Here is a 17340-nt window from a genome sequence, read left to right as displayed (position 1 = left end):
CCTGAGGGCACTGGGGCCGATCAGTGTCAGGCTGGTGGCATGAGGTTGTTGCTCAACATCGTCTGGCTCATCTTCGGCGGCCTGCTGATGGCGCTGGGCTACGTGGTGGCCGGTGCCGTGCTGGCCATCACGGTCGTGGGAATCCCGTTCGCGATCGCCTCGTTCCGGATGGCCAACTTCGCGCTGTGGCCGTTCGGCAGGCGACTGGTCGACGAGCCCGACGCGGGCGCGTTCTCGACGGTCGGCAACGTCCTGTGGGTGGTGCTGGCGGGATGGTGGCTGGCGCTCGGGCACATCGTCACCGGCCTGGCGCAGTGCGTGACGATCATCGGCATCCCGCTCGGCATCGCGAACTTCAAGCTGGTGCCGGTGTCGCTGTTCCCGCTGGGCAAGCGCATCGTCGACGCCGACGCGCAGCGGCTCTACCACGTGCACTGACCCTTGACGTGAGTTGCGTCACAGTTCCGTGTGTCGCGGGTCGTGTGCCCCTCCCATCTGGTGTCCGGCATTTCACCAGACCAGGGGGGCACATGATCACGGACCTCGAACTGGAGCGGGTGGCGGCGGTCATCGAACGGGTGCTGCGGCGCCGCGACGGCACCGCGACCTGGGAACAGGTCGAACGGCTGCGGTTGCAGTCGGACCTGCTCGACCGGCTCGCCGCCGCTCAGCGGCACTGGGACGGCTCGATCGGCGGCCGCGCCGAGCTGGTGCGCGACGCCGCCGAGCAGCTCGCCGACGAGCTCAACCGGGCACCGGGCGCGAAGACCGAGCACGAGTGCCCCTGCCGCGCCGAACCCGCCGCGCGGGCCACCGCTGACCGGCCGGGCGGTGACGGCCTCCGCGCCGCGAGGACGTCACCCCCGGCCTGACGCGCCGCCTCAGGCCCAGAAGGGGTCCTTGACGTGGTCGATCAGGTCGGCGATGGAACGCACGACCTTGGTCGGCCGGTACGGGAACAGCTCCGCGGTGTGCTCGTCGGAGATGCCCGAGAGGACCAGGATCGTCTGGAGCCCGGACTCCAGCCCCGAACGGACGTCGGTGTCCATCCGGTCGCCGATCATCAGCGTGTTCTCCGAGTGCACCCCGAGCTGACGCAGCGCCGACCGCATCATCAGCGGGTTCGGCTTGCCGACGTAGTACGGCGCCCGCCCGGTGACCCGCTCGATCAGCGCGGCGACCGCGCCGGTGGCGGGCAGCGTGCCCTCCCGGCTCGGGCCCTTCTCGTCGGGGTTGGTGGCGATGAACCTGGCGCCCCCCTCGACCAGCCGGATCGCCTTGGTGATCGCCTCGAAGCTGTAGGTCCTGGTCTCGCCGAGGATGACGTAGTCGGGCTCGCGGTCGGTGAGGACGTAACCGATGTTGTGCAGCGCGGTGGTCAGCCCGGACTCGCCGACGACGAAGGCCGAGCCCCCGGGCCGCTGCTTCTCCAGGAACTGGGCGGTGGCCAGCGCTGAGGTCCAGATCGCCTCCTCCGGCACGTCGAGGCCGGTGCGGTGCAGCCTGGCACGCAGGTCGCGCGGGGTGTAGATCGAGTTGTTGGTGAACACCATGAACGGGATGCCGTGCTCGCCCAGTGCGTTGAGGAAGGTGTCCGCGCCGGGCACCATGTGCTCCTCGTGCACGAGCACGCCGTCCATGTCCATCAGGTAGGTCCAGGGGGCTGGTTCAGTCACGACCCAGATGATCCTCCGGAGACGGGGTGGATTGCCACCTCTGCGGCCTTGACCACGAACCAGACCTCGTCACCCGGGACGAGCGACAGGTCGGCGACGGCGGCGGGTGTGACGTCGGCGGCCAGCGGGCAGTCCCGCACCGCGCCTCGCACCCGCACCACGTCACCGCGCGGTTCGAGGCCGGTGAGGCGGACCGGGATCGTGTTGCGCGGGCTGCCGTACGGGCGGTCGCGGTGCACGGCGACCGCCGACGGCGCGAACACCGCCGCCGCGGGCTCGCCTGCCTCCAGCGGCTCGGCGACCCGGCCGTGCAGCGCGACGGTGGCGCCGCCCTGGCCGGCTGCTCCGGGAGCCTCCGGCCCCCCGGCGCCGGCGTCGCCGGGTTCCACGGCCACGCTCGCCGTCGTGCCGCCCACCAGTTCGAGCCCGCCGTCCGCGGCGACGCCGGGCAGGAGGTTGAGCCCGGCGATGCGCGCGGTGAACGCCTCCTTGGGCCGGGACAGCACCTGCCTGGTCGGCCCCGCCTCGACGATCCGTCCGTCGAGCAGCACGACCAGTTCGTCGGCCAGCACCACGGCGTCGAGGACGTCGTGGGTGACCAGCACGGTCGGGCGCTGCTGGCGGCGCAGCACGCGGTGCAGCAGCCCGCGCATCGCGGGTGCGGCGTCGATGTCGAGCGCGGCCAGCGGCTCGTCGAGCAGCAGCAGCTTCGGGTCCGCCGCCAGCGCCCGCGCCAGCGCGACCCGCTGCGCCTGACCTCCCGAGAGCTGCCCTGGCTTGCGGTCGGCGAGCTCCGCGGCGTCCACTTCGGACAGCCAGTGCGCGGCCGTCCGCCGGGCCTCGGCCTTGCCCACTCCGGACGCACGGGGTCCGAAAGCGACGTTCTCCAGGGCCGTCAGGTACGGGAAGAGCAGCGCGTTCTGCGCGAGGAGCCCGACGCCGCGGCGGTGCGTCGGCACCCGGACGCGGCGCTCGGTGTCGAGCCACAAGTGCCCGCCCAGCTCGATGCGTCCCCGGTCGGGTGTGAGCAGGCCGGACAGCGCCGACAGCAGCGTCGACTTGCCAGCCCCGTTTGGTCCGAGCACCGCCAGGACCCTGCCCGGCGCGACGGCCAGCTCAGCGGTGAGCGCGAACTCGTCGCGCCGCACCTCGATGTCGGCCCGCAGGCTCATGACCGCACCTCCGGCCGGACCGCTCCCGTCACGACTGCCCCTCCACGGCCTTCGGCCGCGCGACCACGATGACCAGCAGCGCGACCGCCACCAGCAGCAACGACATCGCCACCGCGGCATCCACATCGGACTGCGCCGTGGTGTAGATGGCCAGCGGCAGCGTGCGGGTGGTGCCCTGGAGGCTGCCCGCGAACGTGATCGTCGCACCGAACTCGCCGAGCGCCCTGGCGAAGGTGAGCACGAGGCTCGACCCGAGCGCGGGCAGCATCAACGGCACCGTCACCCGCCGGAACGCCAGCCACGGCCCCGCGCCCAGGGTCGCCGCGATCTGCTCGTAGCGGGCGCCGGCCGTGCGCAGCGCACCCTCCAGCCCCACCACCAGGAACGGCATCGCGACGAACGTCTGGGCCAGCACCACCGCCGCCGTCGTGTAGGGCAGCCGGACGCCGACGACCTCCAGCGCCTGACCCGCCAGGCCCGTCCGGCCCAGCAGGTACAGCAGCGCCAGGCCGCCGACCACCGGCGGCAGCACGAGCGGCAGCAGCACGAGCCCGCGCACGACCCGCAGTCCGCGCATCCCCGACCTGGCCAGCACCACGGCCAGCGGACCGCCGAGCACCAGCGCCAGCGCGGTCGAGACCAGTCCGGTGCGCACCGACAGCTCCAGCGCGCTCAACGCGGCTTCGCTGCTCAGCAGCGCAGGCAACCGCACCGGGTCGACCCGCAGGAACAGCCCCGCCACCGGCAGCACGATCAGCGCCAGACCGAGCAGCGCGGGCACCCACAGCACACCGGGCACCGCGACCTGGTGCCGGTGGGAGGGCCGCGACCGCTTCCGGCCCGCCTCGACCCCGGCTGCCGACGTCACGGCGTCGCGAACCCGTGCGCGGTGAGCACCTCGCGGCCGGCGGGTCCGCGCACGTACGCGAGGAACTGCTTGGCCAGCTCGGCTTGCGGAGCGTTCTTCAGCGCCGCGATCGGATAGGTGTTGACCGCCTTGCCCGACTCGGGGAACTCCACGGAGTCGACCTCGCCCGCCGCGGACCGGGCGTCGGTGACGTAGACGAGCCCGGCATCGGCCTCGCCAGCGGAGACCTTCTGAAGCACCGCCTTCACGTCGTCCTCCTCGCTGGAGGGCTGCAACCGCACGCCCGCGGCCTGTTCCACCTTCTCCGTCGCCGAACCGCACGGCACCTGCGGCGCGCACACCACGACGACCCGGCCGGGCGCCGCCAGGTCGGCCAGCGAGGCGACCCGGGCGGGGTTGCCCTTCGGCACGGCGATGGCCAGCCGGTTGGTCGCGAACGTCTCCGCCGGGGCCGCGAGGTTCGCGGCGGCCTTGTCCATGTTCCTGGTGTCGGCGGAGGCGAACACGTCGGCGCCGCGCCCCTGGTTGACCTGCTCGGCCAGCGTCGACGAGCCCTGGTAGTCGAACTGGACCCGCACGCCCGGGTGCTCGGCGCTGAAGCGCCTGCCGATCTCGTCGAACGACTCGGTCAGCGATGCCGCGGCCAGCACCGTCAACGTCCGCTCCTGCTGCTGTTGCTGCTGCGGGGCCGCCTGCCCGCAGCCGCCGAGCAGCAGGACCGCCACCAGCCCCGCCACCGCCGGCCTGATCCGCGACATCATCACTCTCCTGGTGTCTCCACTACGACGGTCGTCGACTTGACCACCGCCACCGCCAGCACTCCCGGCTCCAGCCCCAGCTCCCGCACCGCCTCGGTGCTCATCAGCGACACCACGCGGTGCGGCCCGCACTGCATCTCCACCTGGGACATGACGCGGTCCGAGACCACCTCGGTCACCAGCCCGACGAGCCGGTTGCGCGCCGAGCGCCCGACCCCGGACGGGTCCGGGGTGGACTTGGCCTGGTCCCGCGCGAAGCGGGCGAGCGCGGCGCCGTCCACGACGATGCGCCCGCTTGCGTCCCGACCAGTGGGAAGGGCACCGCCGTCGACCCAGCGGCGCACAGTGTCGTCGCTGACACCCAGCAGGCCGGCGACCTCAGAAATCCGATAGTGCGGCACGGCAGAGACGATACTTCCGCATCCACGGCGGCAACCAGGCCCGGAGCCCCGCAAATGCGTCACGGTGATCGGTTTCGTAGCTTCCTCCGATGCCACTACCTGCGCAGATGCCGGTTTGGGAGAAGCAGTACAAATGCCTCCGCGCCGATCGAAATCAGCGCCGCAGCGCGTTAGGGTCGACAGGTGACCGCGGTGGACCTGGGAATCCCGGTCGTGCGCCCCACGACCGACATGTCGACGCGACCCGACACCCCGCAACTGGTGGACCGCTTCGGCCGCATCGCCACGGACCTGCGGGTGTCGCTGATCGACAAGTGCAACCTTCGCTGCACCTACTGCATGCCCGCCGAAGGGCTGCCGTGGCTCAAGCGTTCCGAACTGCTCGACACCGGCGAGATGATCCGGCTGATCCGGATCGCGGTGGAGGAGCTCGGCGTGACCAACGTCCGCTTCACCGGCGGAGAACCGCTGCTGCGGCAGGACCTCGTCGACATCATCAGCGCGACCGCCGAGCTGCCCTCCAGCCCGAAGACGTCGTTGACCACCAACGGCATCAACCTCGGCCGCTACGCCGACGCGCTCAAGCGCGGTGGCCTGAACCGGGTCAACGTCTCGCTCGACACGCTGGACCGCGACACGTTCCGCGAGCTGACCCGCCGCGACCGGTTCTCCGACGTCCTCGAAGGACTGGAGGCGGCCAAGGCCGCCGGGCTGGAGCCGGTGAAGGTCAACGCGGTGCTGATGCGCGGGCTCAACGAGCACGAGGCGTGCGACCTGCTGCGCTACTGCGTCGAGCACGACTACCAACTGCGGTTCATCGAGCAGATGCCGCTGGACCCGCAGCACGGCTGGGACCGCACGCAGATGATCACCGCCGAGGAGATCCTGGAGATGCTCGGCACGGAGTTCGACCTGACCCCGCACGCCGCCGAACGCGGCTCGGCACCGGCCGAGCGCTGGCTGGTCGACGGCGGCCCCGCGACGGTGGGCGTCATCGGCTCGGTGACCCGGCCGTTCTGCTCGACCTGCGACCGGACGCGGCTGACCGCCGACGGGCAGCTGCGGTCGTGCCTGTTCTCGGCCACCGAGACCGACCTGCGCGGGCCGATGCGGGCGGGAGCGGGCGACGAGGAGATCATGAGGCTGTGGCAGGAGACGATGTGGGCGAAGAAGGCCGGGCACGGCATGGACACCGAGGGCTTCGCCCAGCCGTCGCGACCGATGAGCGCGATCGGGGGCTGAGCCGATGACGGCGGTGTCGGAGCACCTGGCGGTCAAGGTGCGCTACTTCGCCGGGGCGCGCGCCGCCGCCGGCGTCGCGGAGGAGGTCGTGCGCCTCGCCAGGCCCACCGACGGGCGGCCGCTGCGCGCGTCGGACCTCATCGAGGCGGTCCTCAGCAGCCGCGGCGAGCGACTCGCCGAGGTCGTGCCCGCCTGCAGCTTCCTCCTGGACGGCGTAGCCGTCCGGGACCGCGCCGTCGAGATCTCCGACGGCGCGGAGTTCGACATCCTGCCGCCTTTCGCCGGCGGCTGAGCCGCCGGTAGGCGGTCGGGAGACACCAGGCACCACCACACCGCCTGGACCCCCGCACTGCCACGCACGACTACGACCAGGCGCCACCACACCGCCTGGTCCCCCGGCACTGCCACTCACGATTACGGCCAGGGCTCCACCACACCCACACGATCTGACGGCGCCACCAGCGGCCACTGCGGTCAGGCACCGGACAACCACCGCACGGCCATGCAGCCGCCGCTGTCGCGTCTCCCGCCGCCGCACGGTCAGGGCCCCGCCATGGCCGCCGCGGAACTGGTCAGCGTCTCCGCCGCCGAGCCGAAGTGAGCCGACCGCAGATCCGATCACGGGCCCCGTGCTGTTCGTCCACTCGTCACGGTCCGCATCGCCTAGATCGCGCCATACCCGCTCCGCAGGTCGCCTCGCGGGCGGAGCCTCCCGTCCGCCCGCGGCGAACACGAGTCCCGCCGTCGACGCCCGCGACCATTCCTTATCTATCTGTCCGCGCGCCCGCGCCCGCGCGCATGCGCGTATACAACACGACGTCGGCGTGTCGGGATAACCCGCTCGTGTGATGTCGGTATGTGTTCGGCTGCTCTGCGCACACACCCCGAATACGTCCGATGTCTCGCGTCCGGCGCGCTGATCGTCTCCGGCGCGGTCGCGCGAGCCCGACGGGGACGAGCGCGGGACCATGCACTTTGATCACGCCTCGCGTCCACGTGAACTCGATCAGTGAAGTTGATCAGAGGTCCGAATCCCGCCCTGGAAGCCCGAATTCAGGGTTACGGCGGCCTGACACCGACGTTGCAACGGCGAAAAAAGGGTGACCCACGCCTCACTGACGGTGATCGATCTCGGGCCGGACACGACTTGATAACGACGCTCTGATCAGCACGGATACCTCGGATCGGATCACCCAACCGCAGCGTTACTGTGACCACCGTCACATAAGCAGAGATTTCCGATCGGCTCGTTGATTACGTAGTGTCGCTCCTCGGTCGGCCCCGAACCGGCCAAGCGAGAACCCGGAAGCCCGCAGCGCCGAGCCCTGTCCGGCGGGCCTCCGGATCCCCGAAACAGGAGAAACCGGACAGGGGCGGGGGAACCACCACTGGGCGCCCCGAACGCCCTAGGGGTGAAGCCGGTCCGAGGACCGGCCGGGCTGCCTCTCAGCCCGAACCCGACAGCTCACTTCGCAGGCGCGGCAGGAGAGAGGAACATGGCTCGTTACCACGGCAAGCACCGCAAACCCTCCAATGCCGCTCGTGCCGCGGCTCGCGTCGCCGTCGCCGGTGCCGTGATCGCCACCCCGCTCGCGATCGCAGCACCCGCCAACGCCGCCAACTGGGACGCCCTCGCGCAGTGCGAGAGCAGCGGCAACTGGAGCGCCAACACCGGCAACGGCTTCTCCGGCGGTCTCCAGTTCACCCCCTCGACCTGGGCTGCCTACGGCGGTACCCAGTACGCGAGCAACGCCAAGGACGCCACCCGCGAGGAGCAGATCGCCGTCGCGGAGAAGGTCCTCGCGTCGCAGGGCAAGAACGCGTGGCCGGGTTGCAGCGCCAAGCTGAACTGGACCAGCGGTAGCACCAAGACCACCAAGAAGGTCACCAAGACCGAGACCAAGACCCAGCCCCGCACCCAGACCAAGACGACCAGCCCGGTGCAGACCGGTGGCGGCGACTACACGGTGCAGCTCGGCGACACGCTCGGCAAGATCGGTGAGAAGTTCGGCGTCGACTACAAGAAGATCGCTGAGCGCAACAGCGACATCATCAAGGACCCGAACCTGATCTTCCCGGGCCAGAAGCTCGACATCAAGTGAGCTGGGCCGGCCTGACGGCCGGACGGCCCCCAGGAGCGCGGGTCGCGTCAGTGCCCCGAATGCTGACGCGGCCCGCCCCCTGAAAACTCGGGACCCCACCGCCTTCCCCCAGCGGTGGGGTTCCGTCATTTCCGGACCGGGAACCCCTCCGACGACCAAGCGGCGGACACTCCCGCACCGCTGAAACGGACCTCCGCGCCGAGCCACCAGTGGCCAGTCATCCGGCAAGGACACGACACGCCGTGGGCGAGTCGGGGCCGATGCGTGGAAGGCGGCGAGTCGTGCCAGCTAGCCCAAGTCGCGCCGCATAGGGCCGAACCGGGCCGTGGAGACAGGGCTCTGGCCAGAAGCAGGTCGCGCCGCGCCAGATCAGGCCGCGCCGCGCCAGACCGGGCAAGCCGGGCCGGGCAAGCCGGGCCGGCCAAACGACCGGCTCACGCCGACGCGAGCCGATCAGCCGGAACCGAGCCGGGTGCGGCCGAGCCAAACCAGACAGAGCCGAGCCGGGTCAGCCGGGCCCGAGCCAGACAGAGCCGAGCCGGGTCAGCCGAGCCCGAACAGAGCAGAGCGAGCGCGGGCGGAGAAACGCAGCGTCTCGCAGGCCCGCAGCGGTGCTCCTGCGCTCAGGGGCAGTTGACCCATTCCTCGGAGCCGTCGTCGAAGACCTGGCGCTTCCAGATCGGGAGGCGGCGCTTGACCTCGTCGACGAGTTCCGAGCAGGCGTCGAAGGCCTGCTTGCGGTGTTCGGCGGCGACCGCGCAGCCGAGGGCCACGTCGCCGATGGCGAGCAGGCCGATGCGGTGGGCGACGGCGATGCTGCGCACGCCCTCGAAGCGGGCGGCGATCTCGCGCGCGACCTCGGCGACCACGTCGCCCGCGCTGGGGTGGCCGGTGTACTCCAGCTCCCGGACACCGCGGCCTCCGTCGTGGTCGCGGACCACGCCACCGAAGGTCACGACGGCGCCCGCCGCGCGGTGCTCGACGAGCCGCGCGAGCTCGTCGACGTCGATCGCCTCGTCGACGACGTCCGCGCGGAGGACGGACGCCTGGGTGCGAGCGGGCGCCGCGTGCCCGAGGTCGTGGCCGGCGGCGACCGCGCCGCCGGAGGAGCCCTCAGCCGCGACAGCGCCGCCGTGCGGCCCACCGACGCCGTGCGAAGCGACGGTGCCGTGGGAGGCGCCTGCCCCGCCGTGGGGCTTGTGGTCGCCGCCGTGGATCTGGTCCACCGCGTGGTCGAGCACGCCCTCCAGGACACCGAGCCCGTCGCTGACGCCGCCGCGCGAGCCGGGCAGGTTCACGATCAGCGTGCGACCGCCGACCCCGGCGAGACCCCGCGACAGCACCGCCGTGGGCACCTGCGGCAGCCCCGCCGAGCGCAGCGCCTCGGCCAGGCCCGGGATGGGGTAGTCGAGCACCTCGGCGGTGACCTCCGGCGTCCGGTCGGTCGGGCTGATGCCGGTGCCGCCGGTGGTGATGACGACGTCCACGCCGTCGGTGACCGCGCGGCGCAGCTCCGCGCCCACCGGCTCGCCGTCCGGGACGACCACGGGGTCGGGTGACTCGTAGCCGCGCGCCCGCAGCCATTCCACGATCACGGGCCCGGTCCGGTCCTCGTAGACACCGGCGGCGGCCCGGTTCGACGCCGCGACCACGCGAGCTGTGCGCGTCATGGACTTCTCCTGTCTCGGAGTGGGGACCTGCGGGGACCGGCAGCCCGGTCGGCGCGCGGACCCGGGAGCCGGCTCCGCGGGCCGGCCACGCCCGACCGGCGGGACCGTCCCAGCACTGCTTCAGCCTTCGCGTACCCAGGTGCCGGTCTTGCCGCCCTCCTTGCGCTCGACGCGCACGGCGTCGAGCACGGCGGCGGGGTCCACGGCCTTGATCATGTCGTGCAGCGCGAGGCCGGCGCCGGTCACGGCGGTGAGCGCCTCCATCTCGACGCCGGTGCGGTCGGTGGTGCGCACGGTCGCGGTGATCCGCACCTCCGCGTCACCGACCTCCAGGTCGACCTTGACGCCCGACAGCGCGATCGGATGGCACAGCGGGACCAGGTCGGGGGTGCGCTTGGCGGCCATGATGCCGGCGAGCCTGCCGGTCGCCAGCGCGTCGCCCTTGGGCAGTCCGTCGCGCCGCAGCAGGCCGATGACCTCGGCGGTGGTCCGCAGCACTCCGCTCGCCACCGCCGTCCGGGCGGTCACCTGCTTGCCGGACACGTCGACCATGCGGGCCGCGCCCGCCTCGTCGACGTGCGTGAGATCGCTCTGCGCCATACGACGAGCGTAGTCCGCGGTTCAGTACTCCAGGTCCTCGGCCATGGACCACGGCAGCGCCGAACCGCCGACCGGCGCGGGCCGGGCCGTCCGGCCCGCCGTCGCCGCCTTGCGCACGGCGTCGGCCACCGCCGGGGCGACCGCCGAGTCGAACACGCTGGGGACGATGAACGAGGCGTTGAGCCGCTCGCCGTCGACGACGTCGGCGACCGCGTTGGCCGCGGCGATCATCATGTCGTCGGTGATCTCGTGGGCGTGAGCGTCGAGCAGACCGCGGAACACGCCGGGGAAGGCCAGCACGTTGTTGATCTGGTTCGGGTAGTCGCTGCGGCCGGTGGCCACCACCTTGGCGTGGCGCTGCGCCTCCAGCGGGTCGATCTCCGGGTCCGGGTTGGCCAGCGCGAAGACGATCGCGTCGGAGTTCATGGTCGCCACGTCGTCCGCGCTGAGCAGGTTCGGGGCCGAGACGCCGATGAACACGTCTGCCCCGGCGACGGCGTCGGAGAGGGAGCCGGTGCGGCCTTCGGCGTTGGTGCCCGCCGCGATCGACTGGAGGTTCGGGTCGGTGTCGCCGCGCCCGGAGTGCACGATGCCGTCGATGTCGACGGCGACGATGTCGCGCGGGTCCTTGCGCTGGAGCAGCCGGATGATCGCCGAGCCCGCGGCGCCGACACCGCAGACCACGATCCGGCAGTCGGTGATGTCCTTGCCCACCACGCGCAGCGCGTTGCGCAGCGCGCCGACCACGACGATCGCGGTGCCGTGCTGGTCGTCGTGGAACACCGGGATGTCGAGCTTCTCGCGCAGCCTGCGCTCGATCTCGAAGCAGCGCGGCGCGGCGATGTCCTCGAGGTTGATGCCGCCGTAGACGGGGGCGATGAGCTCGACCGCGCGGATGATCTCCTCGGTGTCCTGGGTGTCCAGGCACACCGGCCAGGCGTTGACCCCGGCGAACTTCTTGAACAGCGCCGCCTTGCCCTCCATCACCGGCAGCGCGGCCTCCGGGCCGATGTTGCCGAGGCCGAGCACGGCCGAGCCGTCGGTGACGACCGCGACCGAGTTGCGTTTGATCGTCAGGCGGCGGGCGTCCTCGGGGTTCTCGGCGATCGCCGTGCACACGCGGGCGACGCCGGGCGTGTAGGCGCGGGAGAGGTCGTCGCGGTTGGTCAGCGCGACGCGGGAGTTGACCTCGATCTTGCCGCCGAGGTGCACCAGGAACGTCCGGTCGGAGACCTTGCGGACCGTGACGCCGGGCAGCTCCCGCAGGCCGTCGGTGATGTCGCTGGCGTGGTCGGCCGACAACGCGTTGCACGTGATGTCGACGACGATCCGGTCGGCGTGGGACTCGACGACGTCGAAGGCGGTGATGACACCGCCCGCGCGGCCGACTGAACCGGTCAGGTCACCGGCGGCGCTCGCGGACGGCGGAGCCTCGACGCGGACGGTGATCGAATAACCCGGACCTGGAACCGGCATGGCACACCCCTGTCGCAAGAGTCTGTGGACTTGGCCGGGCGACGCGCTCCGGACGACCGCGGTGGCCGCCGGAGCAGGTCACTCATCCGGGGTGAAGCCCCTGCGGGCCTCTAAAGCGACCGAAGTTCACCCGGCACGAAAAATCCTAGAACTTTCACGAATGTGAGGGATATCCGGGCCGGTTTCCGGCCGGAGGTGTTGACAGCCCGGCGGATTTACTTGTTGATCTTGGTGACCGGGTGGGTGTAGGGGACGGTCTCGGTCGACAGCGGGAAGCTGGTGTCGCCGAACGGGGACAGCGCGCCCTGCTTGTCGGCGAGGAACTCGCTCACGGGGTGCTCCCCGTCACCGACCTTCGGCCACGACGGGTCGATGCGGTCCTTCTTGCTCTTTCCGGCCACTTCATTCCTCCTGACCACTCAGGCTGTTGCGAGTTCCAGTTTGCCGGATACCCGGCGCGGACTCACCCACGGGTTGCCGGGGACACACCGGCTGACCGTGCCGTCCGCGGGGGTTTGAGGGTCGGAGCCCGGGGACCATGTGGGCGCATGCCGGGGCTGCGCGAGCCACGGCGGCGACCGGACGGGCACCGGGGCGCGAGAGGTCGTCCGGGGCGGGCCTCGCGGGTCGCGCCACGGCGGCGGACCGCCCGTCGCAGGCGCTGCGCCCACGTCCCGGCGGCCCGTAAGTCTTGCCGGGCTGCCGTAGCGACCCGACGACTCACGGTCGTCGGGCTCCGGCCCTGACGCCGCGCCGTGCTGCGCTCGACCCAACGACTCGGCTTCCGTGCCTGTCGGGCGTCACAGCGAGGGGCGTTTCCGGGCCGGCGCTCGGTATCGTGGAACGGATGCCTGCACTCGCCGACTGGCTGCGCGAACGCGGCGACGACGACCTCGTCGCGCTGCTGCGCATGCGGCCCGACCTGGCCACGCCCCCGCCCGCGGACAGCAGCGTGCTGGCCACCCGCGCCGGGGTCCGGTCCTCGGTGGCCCGGGCCTGCGAGGACCTCGACGCGTTCACCCTCTCGACGCTGGAAGCGCTCGTCCTGCTCGACGCCGACGTGGAGGCGGCATCCCTGGGCGCCGCCTCCGAACTGCTCGGCAGCGACGTGACCCCGCAGCGCACCCGCCGCGCGCTCGACGACCTCCGCGCCCGCGCTCTGGTCTGGGGCGACGACGACGCGCTGTCGATCTCCCCCGCGGTGCGCGAGGCGCTGCCGACGTTCCCCGCCGGGCTCGGCCGTCCCGCCGAGAACCTCACCGAGGCGCAGGCCAAGGCCGCGATCGCCGAGCTCGACGAGGACGAGCGCGGGCTGATCGGCAAGCTCGCCGACGGCTCCCCCATCGGCCGCACCCGGGACGCCGCCGCGCAGACACCGCTGGAACGGGCGGTCAATCCGGTGCAGCGGCTGCTGGCCAAGGGCCTGCTGCTGCGCCGCGACGCCGAGACCGTCGAGCTGCCGCGCCAGCTCGCGTTCGCCGTGCGCGGCGACCACCCGATGGGCCGGGTGGAACCGGAGGAACCGCTGCTGGACCTGACCGACGCCGGGGTCTCCGCGGTGGACTCCACGGCGGCGGGCGAGGTGCTGGAACTGCTGCGCGACATCGAGCTGCTCCTCGACATCTGGGGCCAGGACCCGCCCGACGTGCTGAAGTCAGGTGGTGTCGGGGTCCGCGACCTGCGTCGCGCGGGCAAGGCGATGGAGGTCGACGAGACCCGGCTCGGGCTGATCGTCGAGCTCGTCGTCGCGGCCGGGCTGGTCGCCAACAGCGAGGAGGCCGAGCCGCGCTGGATCCCGACCTACCAGTCCGACAGCTGGCTCGCCTCGATGCCCGAGACGCGCTGGGCGGCGCTCGCCCAGGCCTGGCTCGACCTGCCACGGCTACCCGGCCTGATCGGTGCCCGCGACGAGAAGGACCGGCTGCTCGGTCCGCTGTCGGAGGACCTGCGCAGGCCGCTGGCCCCGAAGGACCGGCGCCGCATCCTCGACGTCCTCGACGAGCTGCCGTCCGGACACGGTGTGCGCGGCGCCGGCGACCTCGCCGCGGTTCTCGCGTGGCGCGCGCCGCGCAAGGGCGGACGGCTGCGCGACGACCTGGTGCGCTGGACGCTGGCGGAGGCGGCGGTGCTCGGCGTCACCGCCATGGGCGCGCTCTCCACCGCGGGCCGGGTCCTGCTGACCGACGGCGGCGCGGAGGCCGCCAGGCACGTGGCGCTGCCGGAGGCGCTCGACCACGTCCTGGTCCAGGCCGACCTGACCGTGGTCGCTCCCGGAAGGCTCGAACCGGACCTGGCCGCCGAGATGAAGCTGGTCGCCGACGTCGAGTCGGCGGGCAGCGCCACCGTCTACCGGGTGGGCGAGAGCAGCGTCCGGCGTGCCCTGGACGCCGGCCGGACGGCCGACGACCTCCACGCGCTCTTCCGGAACCGCTCGCGCACGCCGATTCCGCAGTCGCTCACGTACCTGGTCGACGACGTCGCGCGCCGGCACGGACAGCTGCGCGCCGGAACCGCGTCGGCCTTCCTGCGCTGCGACGACCCGGTGCTGCTGGCGGAGGTCCTGGCGAACCCGGGCGTGCATGAGCTGGAGCTGCGCAAGATCGCCCCGACCGTGCTGGTCAGCCCGCTGCCGCTGGCCGACGTCGTCGACGGGCTGCGCGGCGCGGGGTTCTCCCCGGCGGCCGAAGGGCCGGACGGGCAGGTCCTCGACCTGCGGGCGAGCGGAGAACGCGTGCGCGGGCGCAACCGCCCGAACCCGCCCGCGGCGATGTCGGTGCCCAGCGACGCGCAGCTGAACGAGCTGGTCTGCCAGGTGCGGGCGGGCGACCGCGCGGGGGCGGCGCGGCGCGGCAGCGCCGTGAGCCCCGAGCGCGGGAGGCCCAGCGCCGAGGCGACGCTGCAGCTGCTGCGCGACGCGGCGCGGGAGCGCCGCAGCGTGTGGCTCGGCTTCGTCGACTCGCACGGCGTGGCGACGCAGCGGATCGTGCGGCCGGTGCGGGTCGGCGGCGGCGTGCTCCAGGGCCTGGACCAGAGCGGCGAAACGACGGGCAACTTCCCCCTGCACCGCATCACGTCGGTGGCCCTGGTCGAGGAGTGATCCCCGCGGCGCGCAGCGTCGCGGGGCGCGAAAGCGCCATCCGCGCGACGACCGTCCTGCGGCTGTCAGACGCGCTGGCGCGCCGCGCAGGGCGATGTGTGTGATCGACGATCAGGTGGGTACCCGAAGGTCATGGGAGCCATCGCGGTTCGGTCCGGTGAATCCCCCCTCCGCCGGACCGACGAAGGTGACCGGGCACGGCTCCCCGACGCAAAGCCCGGTCACCGCCCGCAAAAGCCATGTTGTGCACGGCTTTCCAGGACTCGGTCAGCACCCGCGCAGAAAGCCGCACGACAGCCGCCCACACGCACCGGATAGCGGTAACCGCCCGCAAGACGTCCGGGCAACTACCCGCAAACGCGGACAACGATGCGGCGACTGCGAAAGCCGCACGACAGCCATCCACACGCAGCGCGGATTGCGCTGGCGCGCAACGCTGCGCGTTGCGGCTATGTGCGCGCGGCGGCCATGCGCTGGCGCATGGCGTGCTCGACGAGCTTGATCAGCGCCTGCTTGGTCGACTCGCGGTTGCGGGCGTCGACGGTGATCATCGGCACCGAGTCGGCGATGGTCAGCGCCTCCCGCACATCCTCCATGCGGTGGTGCAGCACGCCGTCGAAGGTGTTCACCGCGACCACGTAGGGCAGGCCCCGGTCGTCGAAGAAGTCGATCGAGGCGAAGGCGTCGGCCAGCCTGCGGGTGTCGACGAGCACCACCGCGCCGATGGCGCCGCGCACCAGGTCGTCCCACATGAACCAGAACCGGTGCTGGCCGGGCGTGCCGAACAGGTACAGGATCAGGTCCGAGTCCAGCGACACCCGGCCGAAGTCCATGGCCACCGTGGTGGTGACCTTGCCCGGCGTCGCCGTGAGGTCGTCGACCCCGACGCTCGCCTCGGTCATCACCGCCTCGGTGGTGAGCGGCACGATCTCGGAGACCGAGCCGACGAAGGTCGTCTTGCCAACCCCGAAACCACCGGCGACCACGATCTTGGTCGAGGTCTTGTTGCCGCCGTGGTTGTTCACCTGCGAGCGGGGATCAGAGCCTGCGAAGCCCACTGAGCACCCTTTCCAAGAACTCCATGGACGGCCGATCCCCCACGACCATGCCACTTTCGTGAATCAGAACCAGGCCGAGACCGGCCATGTCACCGATCAGCACCCGCACCACGCCGAGGGGCAGGCGCAGGTGTGCGGCCACCTCTGCCACCGAGCGGGCCTCCATGCACAGCTCGGAGATGGAGCGGTGCTCCGGCGAGGACGCAGCGGGTTGCGCGCGGCCGCGCTCGCTGGTGGAGACCAGCGTCTCAATAGCAAGATCATAATCGGTGCGGGTGCGCCCGCGAGTGCGGGCGTAGGGACGCACCAGCGACCCGGTCTCGCCCGCGCCCTCGTCGGAGACCGGCGCGTCGCCGCCGCGGATCGCGGGCATCGAGCCGGAGATCGACGGCATGGACTGCGAGATCGGCGACATCGGCTGCGAGATCGACGGCATCGACACCGAGGGCATCGACGTCGAGGAGATCGAGGGCATCGACATCGACGACGGACCGCTGTCGTAGCGGCGGTCGTCCCCGCCCTCTGCCGACGCCGCGGAGTAACCCGAACCCGAGTAGCCCGAGTTCGAGTAGCCCGAACCGGAGTAGCCCGAACCGAACAGGTCCGCGCCCGGCCCGCCGAACAGCGCCCTGCTGTAGTCGCTCACGCCGTCGCCCGCGGATTCCTGCTGGTCGTCGGCGAAGTCTGCCTGCCAGGAGTCGGCGCTCAGCCTCTTGTTGTAGAGGCGGAACAGGTCACCGTCCCAGCTGGGATCGGACCCGGCGTTCATGGCGAGCTCCCCTCAGCCTGCTCGGCGTAAGTCACCGTCGGACCATGCCCTGGAGCTGGGCGCGCAGCTCCGGGGTGAGCTGCCGGCCGACCCGCTCCACGAGCAGCGTCATCTCGTAGGCCACGAGACCGATGTCGGCGTTCGGCGCGGCCAGGACCGCCAGGCACGAGCCGTCGCTGATCGACATCAGGAACAGGTAGCCCTGCTCCATCTCCACGACGGTCTGGGTGACATCACCGGCCTCGAAGCAGCGCGCCGCGCCCTGGGTGAGGCTGACCAGCCCCGAGGCGACGGCGGACAGCTGCTCGGCGCGGTCGCGCGGCAGTCCCTGGGAGCCTGCCAGCAACAGGCCGTCCGCGGAGACCACCACGGAGTGCGCGACGCCCGGGACGCGGCGCACGAAATCGGTGATCAGCCAACTGAAGCTGTTGCTGCTCATGGGTTGCTGGAC

At 71.9% G+C, this 17340-nt stretch carries 18 protein-coding genes and 1 riboswitch; of the genes, 6 read left to right on the top strand and 12 right to left on the bottom strand.

The window, feature by feature from the left end:
• Positions 1–39 precede the first annotated feature (39 nt).
• The gene (locus HUO13_RS03085; protein ID WP_211899990.1) at positions 40–438 is read left to right on the top strand and encodes a YccF domain-containing protein; all 399 of its coding nucleotides are present in this window, start codon (positions 40–42) and stop codon (positions 436–438) included.
• Between the two features lie 92 nt (positions 439–530).
• On the top strand, positions 531–872 hold the full coding sequence (locus HUO13_RS03080) for a hypothetical protein (RefSeq protein WP_211899989.1): 342 nt from the start codon (positions 531–533) through the stop codon (positions 870–872).
• 9 nt (positions 873–881) lie between these two features.
• Here the strand turns inward: HUO13_RS03080 and HUO13_RS03075 are convergent, their stop codons facing one another.
• The 5 genes from HUO13_RS03075 to HUO13_RS03055 all read right to left on the bottom strand — a co-directional run bounded on the left by HUO13_RS03075 (position 882) and on the right by HUO13_RS03055 (position 4875).
• Positions 882–1646 (bottom strand): HAD-IIA family hydrolase, encoded by a 765-nt coding sequence (locus HUO13_RS03075; protein ID WP_211902618.1) that lies wholly within the window; start codon positions 1644–1646, stop codon positions 882–884.
• A 26-nt stretch (positions 1647–1672) separates the two neighbouring features.
• A complete protein-coding gene (locus tag HUO13_RS03070) occupies positions 1673–2848 on the bottom strand; it encodes a sulfate/molybdate ABC transporter ATP-binding protein (RefSeq protein ID WP_211899988.1) in 1176 nt (391 codons plus the stop codon).
• Between the two features lie 28 nt (positions 2849–2876).
• Positions 2877–3647 carry an ABC transporter permease gene (locus HUO13_RS03065; protein ID WP_211902617.1) on the bottom strand — a complete coding sequence of 257 codons (771 nt, stop codon included), beginning with the start codon at positions 3645–3647 and terminating at the stop codon, positions 2877–2879.
• Positions 3648–3712: 65 nt separating this feature from the next.
• A complete protein-coding gene (modA, locus tag HUO13_RS03060) occupies positions 3713–4474 on the bottom strand; it encodes a molybdate ABC transporter substrate-binding protein (protein ID WP_432757844.1) in 762 nt (253 codons plus the stop codon).
• A 2-nt stretch (positions 4475–4476) separates the two neighbouring features.
• Entirely contained in the window at positions 4477–4875 is a 399-nt protein-coding gene (locus HUO13_RS03055) for a TOBE domain-containing protein (RefSeq protein ID WP_211899986.1), read from the bottom strand.
• A gap of 183 nt (positions 4876–5058) precedes the next feature.
• On the opposite strand from HUO13_RS03055, the gene moaA reads away from it, so the two are divergent.
• From moaA to HUO13_RS03040, 3 genes are all read left to right on the top strand, one after another.
• On the top strand, positions 5059–6117 hold the full coding sequence (gene moaA / locus HUO13_RS03050) for a GTP 3',8-cyclase MoaA (RefSeq protein ID WP_432757820.1): 1059 nt from the start codon (positions 5059–5061) through the stop codon (positions 6115–6117).
• A gap of 4 nt (positions 6118–6121) precedes the next feature.
• Entirely contained in the window at positions 6122–6409 is a 288-nt protein-coding gene (locus HUO13_RS03045) for a MoaD/ThiS family protein (RefSeq protein ID WP_211899985.1), read from the top strand.
• 1067 nt (positions 6410–7476) lie between these two features.
• Positions 7477–7592, top strand: a riboswitch (cyclic di-AMP (ydaO/yuaA leader).
• A gap of 21 nt (positions 7593–7613) precedes the next feature.
• Positions 7614–8219, top strand: a complete 606-nt coding sequence (locus tag HUO13_RS03040; protein WP_211899984.1) for a transglycosylase family protein — start codon at positions 7614–7616, stop codon at positions 8217–8219.
• Positions 8220–8842: 623 nt separating this feature from the next.
• On the opposite strand, the gene HUO13_RS03035 is transcribed toward HUO13_RS03040, so the two are convergent.
• From HUO13_RS03035 to HUO13_RS03020, 4 genes are all read right to left on the bottom strand, one after another.
• Positions 8843–9889: a molybdenum cofactor biosynthesis protein MoaE gene (locus tag HUO13_RS03035; protein ID WP_211899983.1), complete on the bottom strand. Its 1047-nt coding sequence runs from the start codon at positions 9887–9889 to the stop codon at positions 8843–8845.
• A 120-nt stretch (positions 9890–10009) separates the two neighbouring features.
• A complete protein-coding gene (gene moaC / locus HUO13_RS03030) occupies positions 10010–10489 on the bottom strand; it encodes a cyclic pyranopterin monophosphate synthase MoaC (RefSeq protein WP_211899982.1) in 480 nt (159 codons plus the stop codon).
• A gap of 21 nt (positions 10490–10510) precedes the next feature.
• Positions 10511–11965 (bottom strand): NAD-dependent malic enzyme, encoded by a 1455-nt coding sequence (locus tag HUO13_RS03025; RefSeq protein ID WP_211899981.1) that lies wholly within the window; start codon positions 11963–11965, stop codon positions 10511–10513.
• A 215-nt stretch (positions 11966–12180) separates the two neighbouring features.
• Positions 12181–12366, bottom strand: a complete 186-nt coding sequence (locus HUO13_RS03020) for a hypothetical protein (RefSeq protein WP_211899980.1) — start codon at positions 12364–12366, stop codon at positions 12181–12183.
• 446 nt (positions 12367–12812) lie between these two features.
• Between HUO13_RS03020 and HUO13_RS03015 the strand changes: the two genes are divergently transcribed.
• Positions 12813–15062, top strand: a complete 2250-nt coding sequence (locus HUO13_RS03015) for a helicase-associated domain-containing protein (protein ID WP_211899979.1) — start codon at positions 12813–12815, stop codon at positions 15060–15062.
• Between the two features lie 449 nt (positions 15063–15511).
• On the opposite strand, the gene HUO13_RS03010 is transcribed toward HUO13_RS03015, so the two are convergent.
• The 3 genes from HUO13_RS03010 to HUO13_RS03000 are packed head-to-tail and all read right to left on the bottom strand — an operon-like array spanning position 15512 to position 17328.
• Positions 15512–16120, bottom strand: coding sequence for a GTP-binding protein (locus HUO13_RS03010; RefSeq protein WP_211899978.1), 609 nt, complete (start codon positions 16118–16120; stop codon positions 15512–15514).
• Entirely contained in the window at positions 16101–16889 is a 789-nt protein-coding gene (locus HUO13_RS03005; protein WP_211899977.1) for a DUF742 domain-containing protein, read from the bottom strand. The genes HUO13_RS03010 and HUO13_RS03005 overlap by 20 nt, the downstream gene beginning before the upstream one ends.
• A gap of 31 nt (positions 16890–16920) precedes the next feature.
• Entirely contained in the window at positions 16921–17328 is a 408-nt protein-coding gene (locus HUO13_RS03000) for a roadblock/LC7 domain-containing protein (RefSeq protein WP_211902615.1), read from the bottom strand.
• Between the last annotated feature and the right edge of the window lie 12 nt (positions 17329–17340).

Source organism: Saccharopolyspora erythraea (assembly GCF_018141105.1).
Taxonomy (GTDB): domain Bacteria; phylum Actinomycetota; class Actinomycetes; order Mycobacteriales; family Pseudonocardiaceae; genus Saccharopolyspora_D; species Saccharopolyspora_D erythraea_A.
This window is presented reverse-complemented; position numbering and strand designations above follow the sequence as displayed.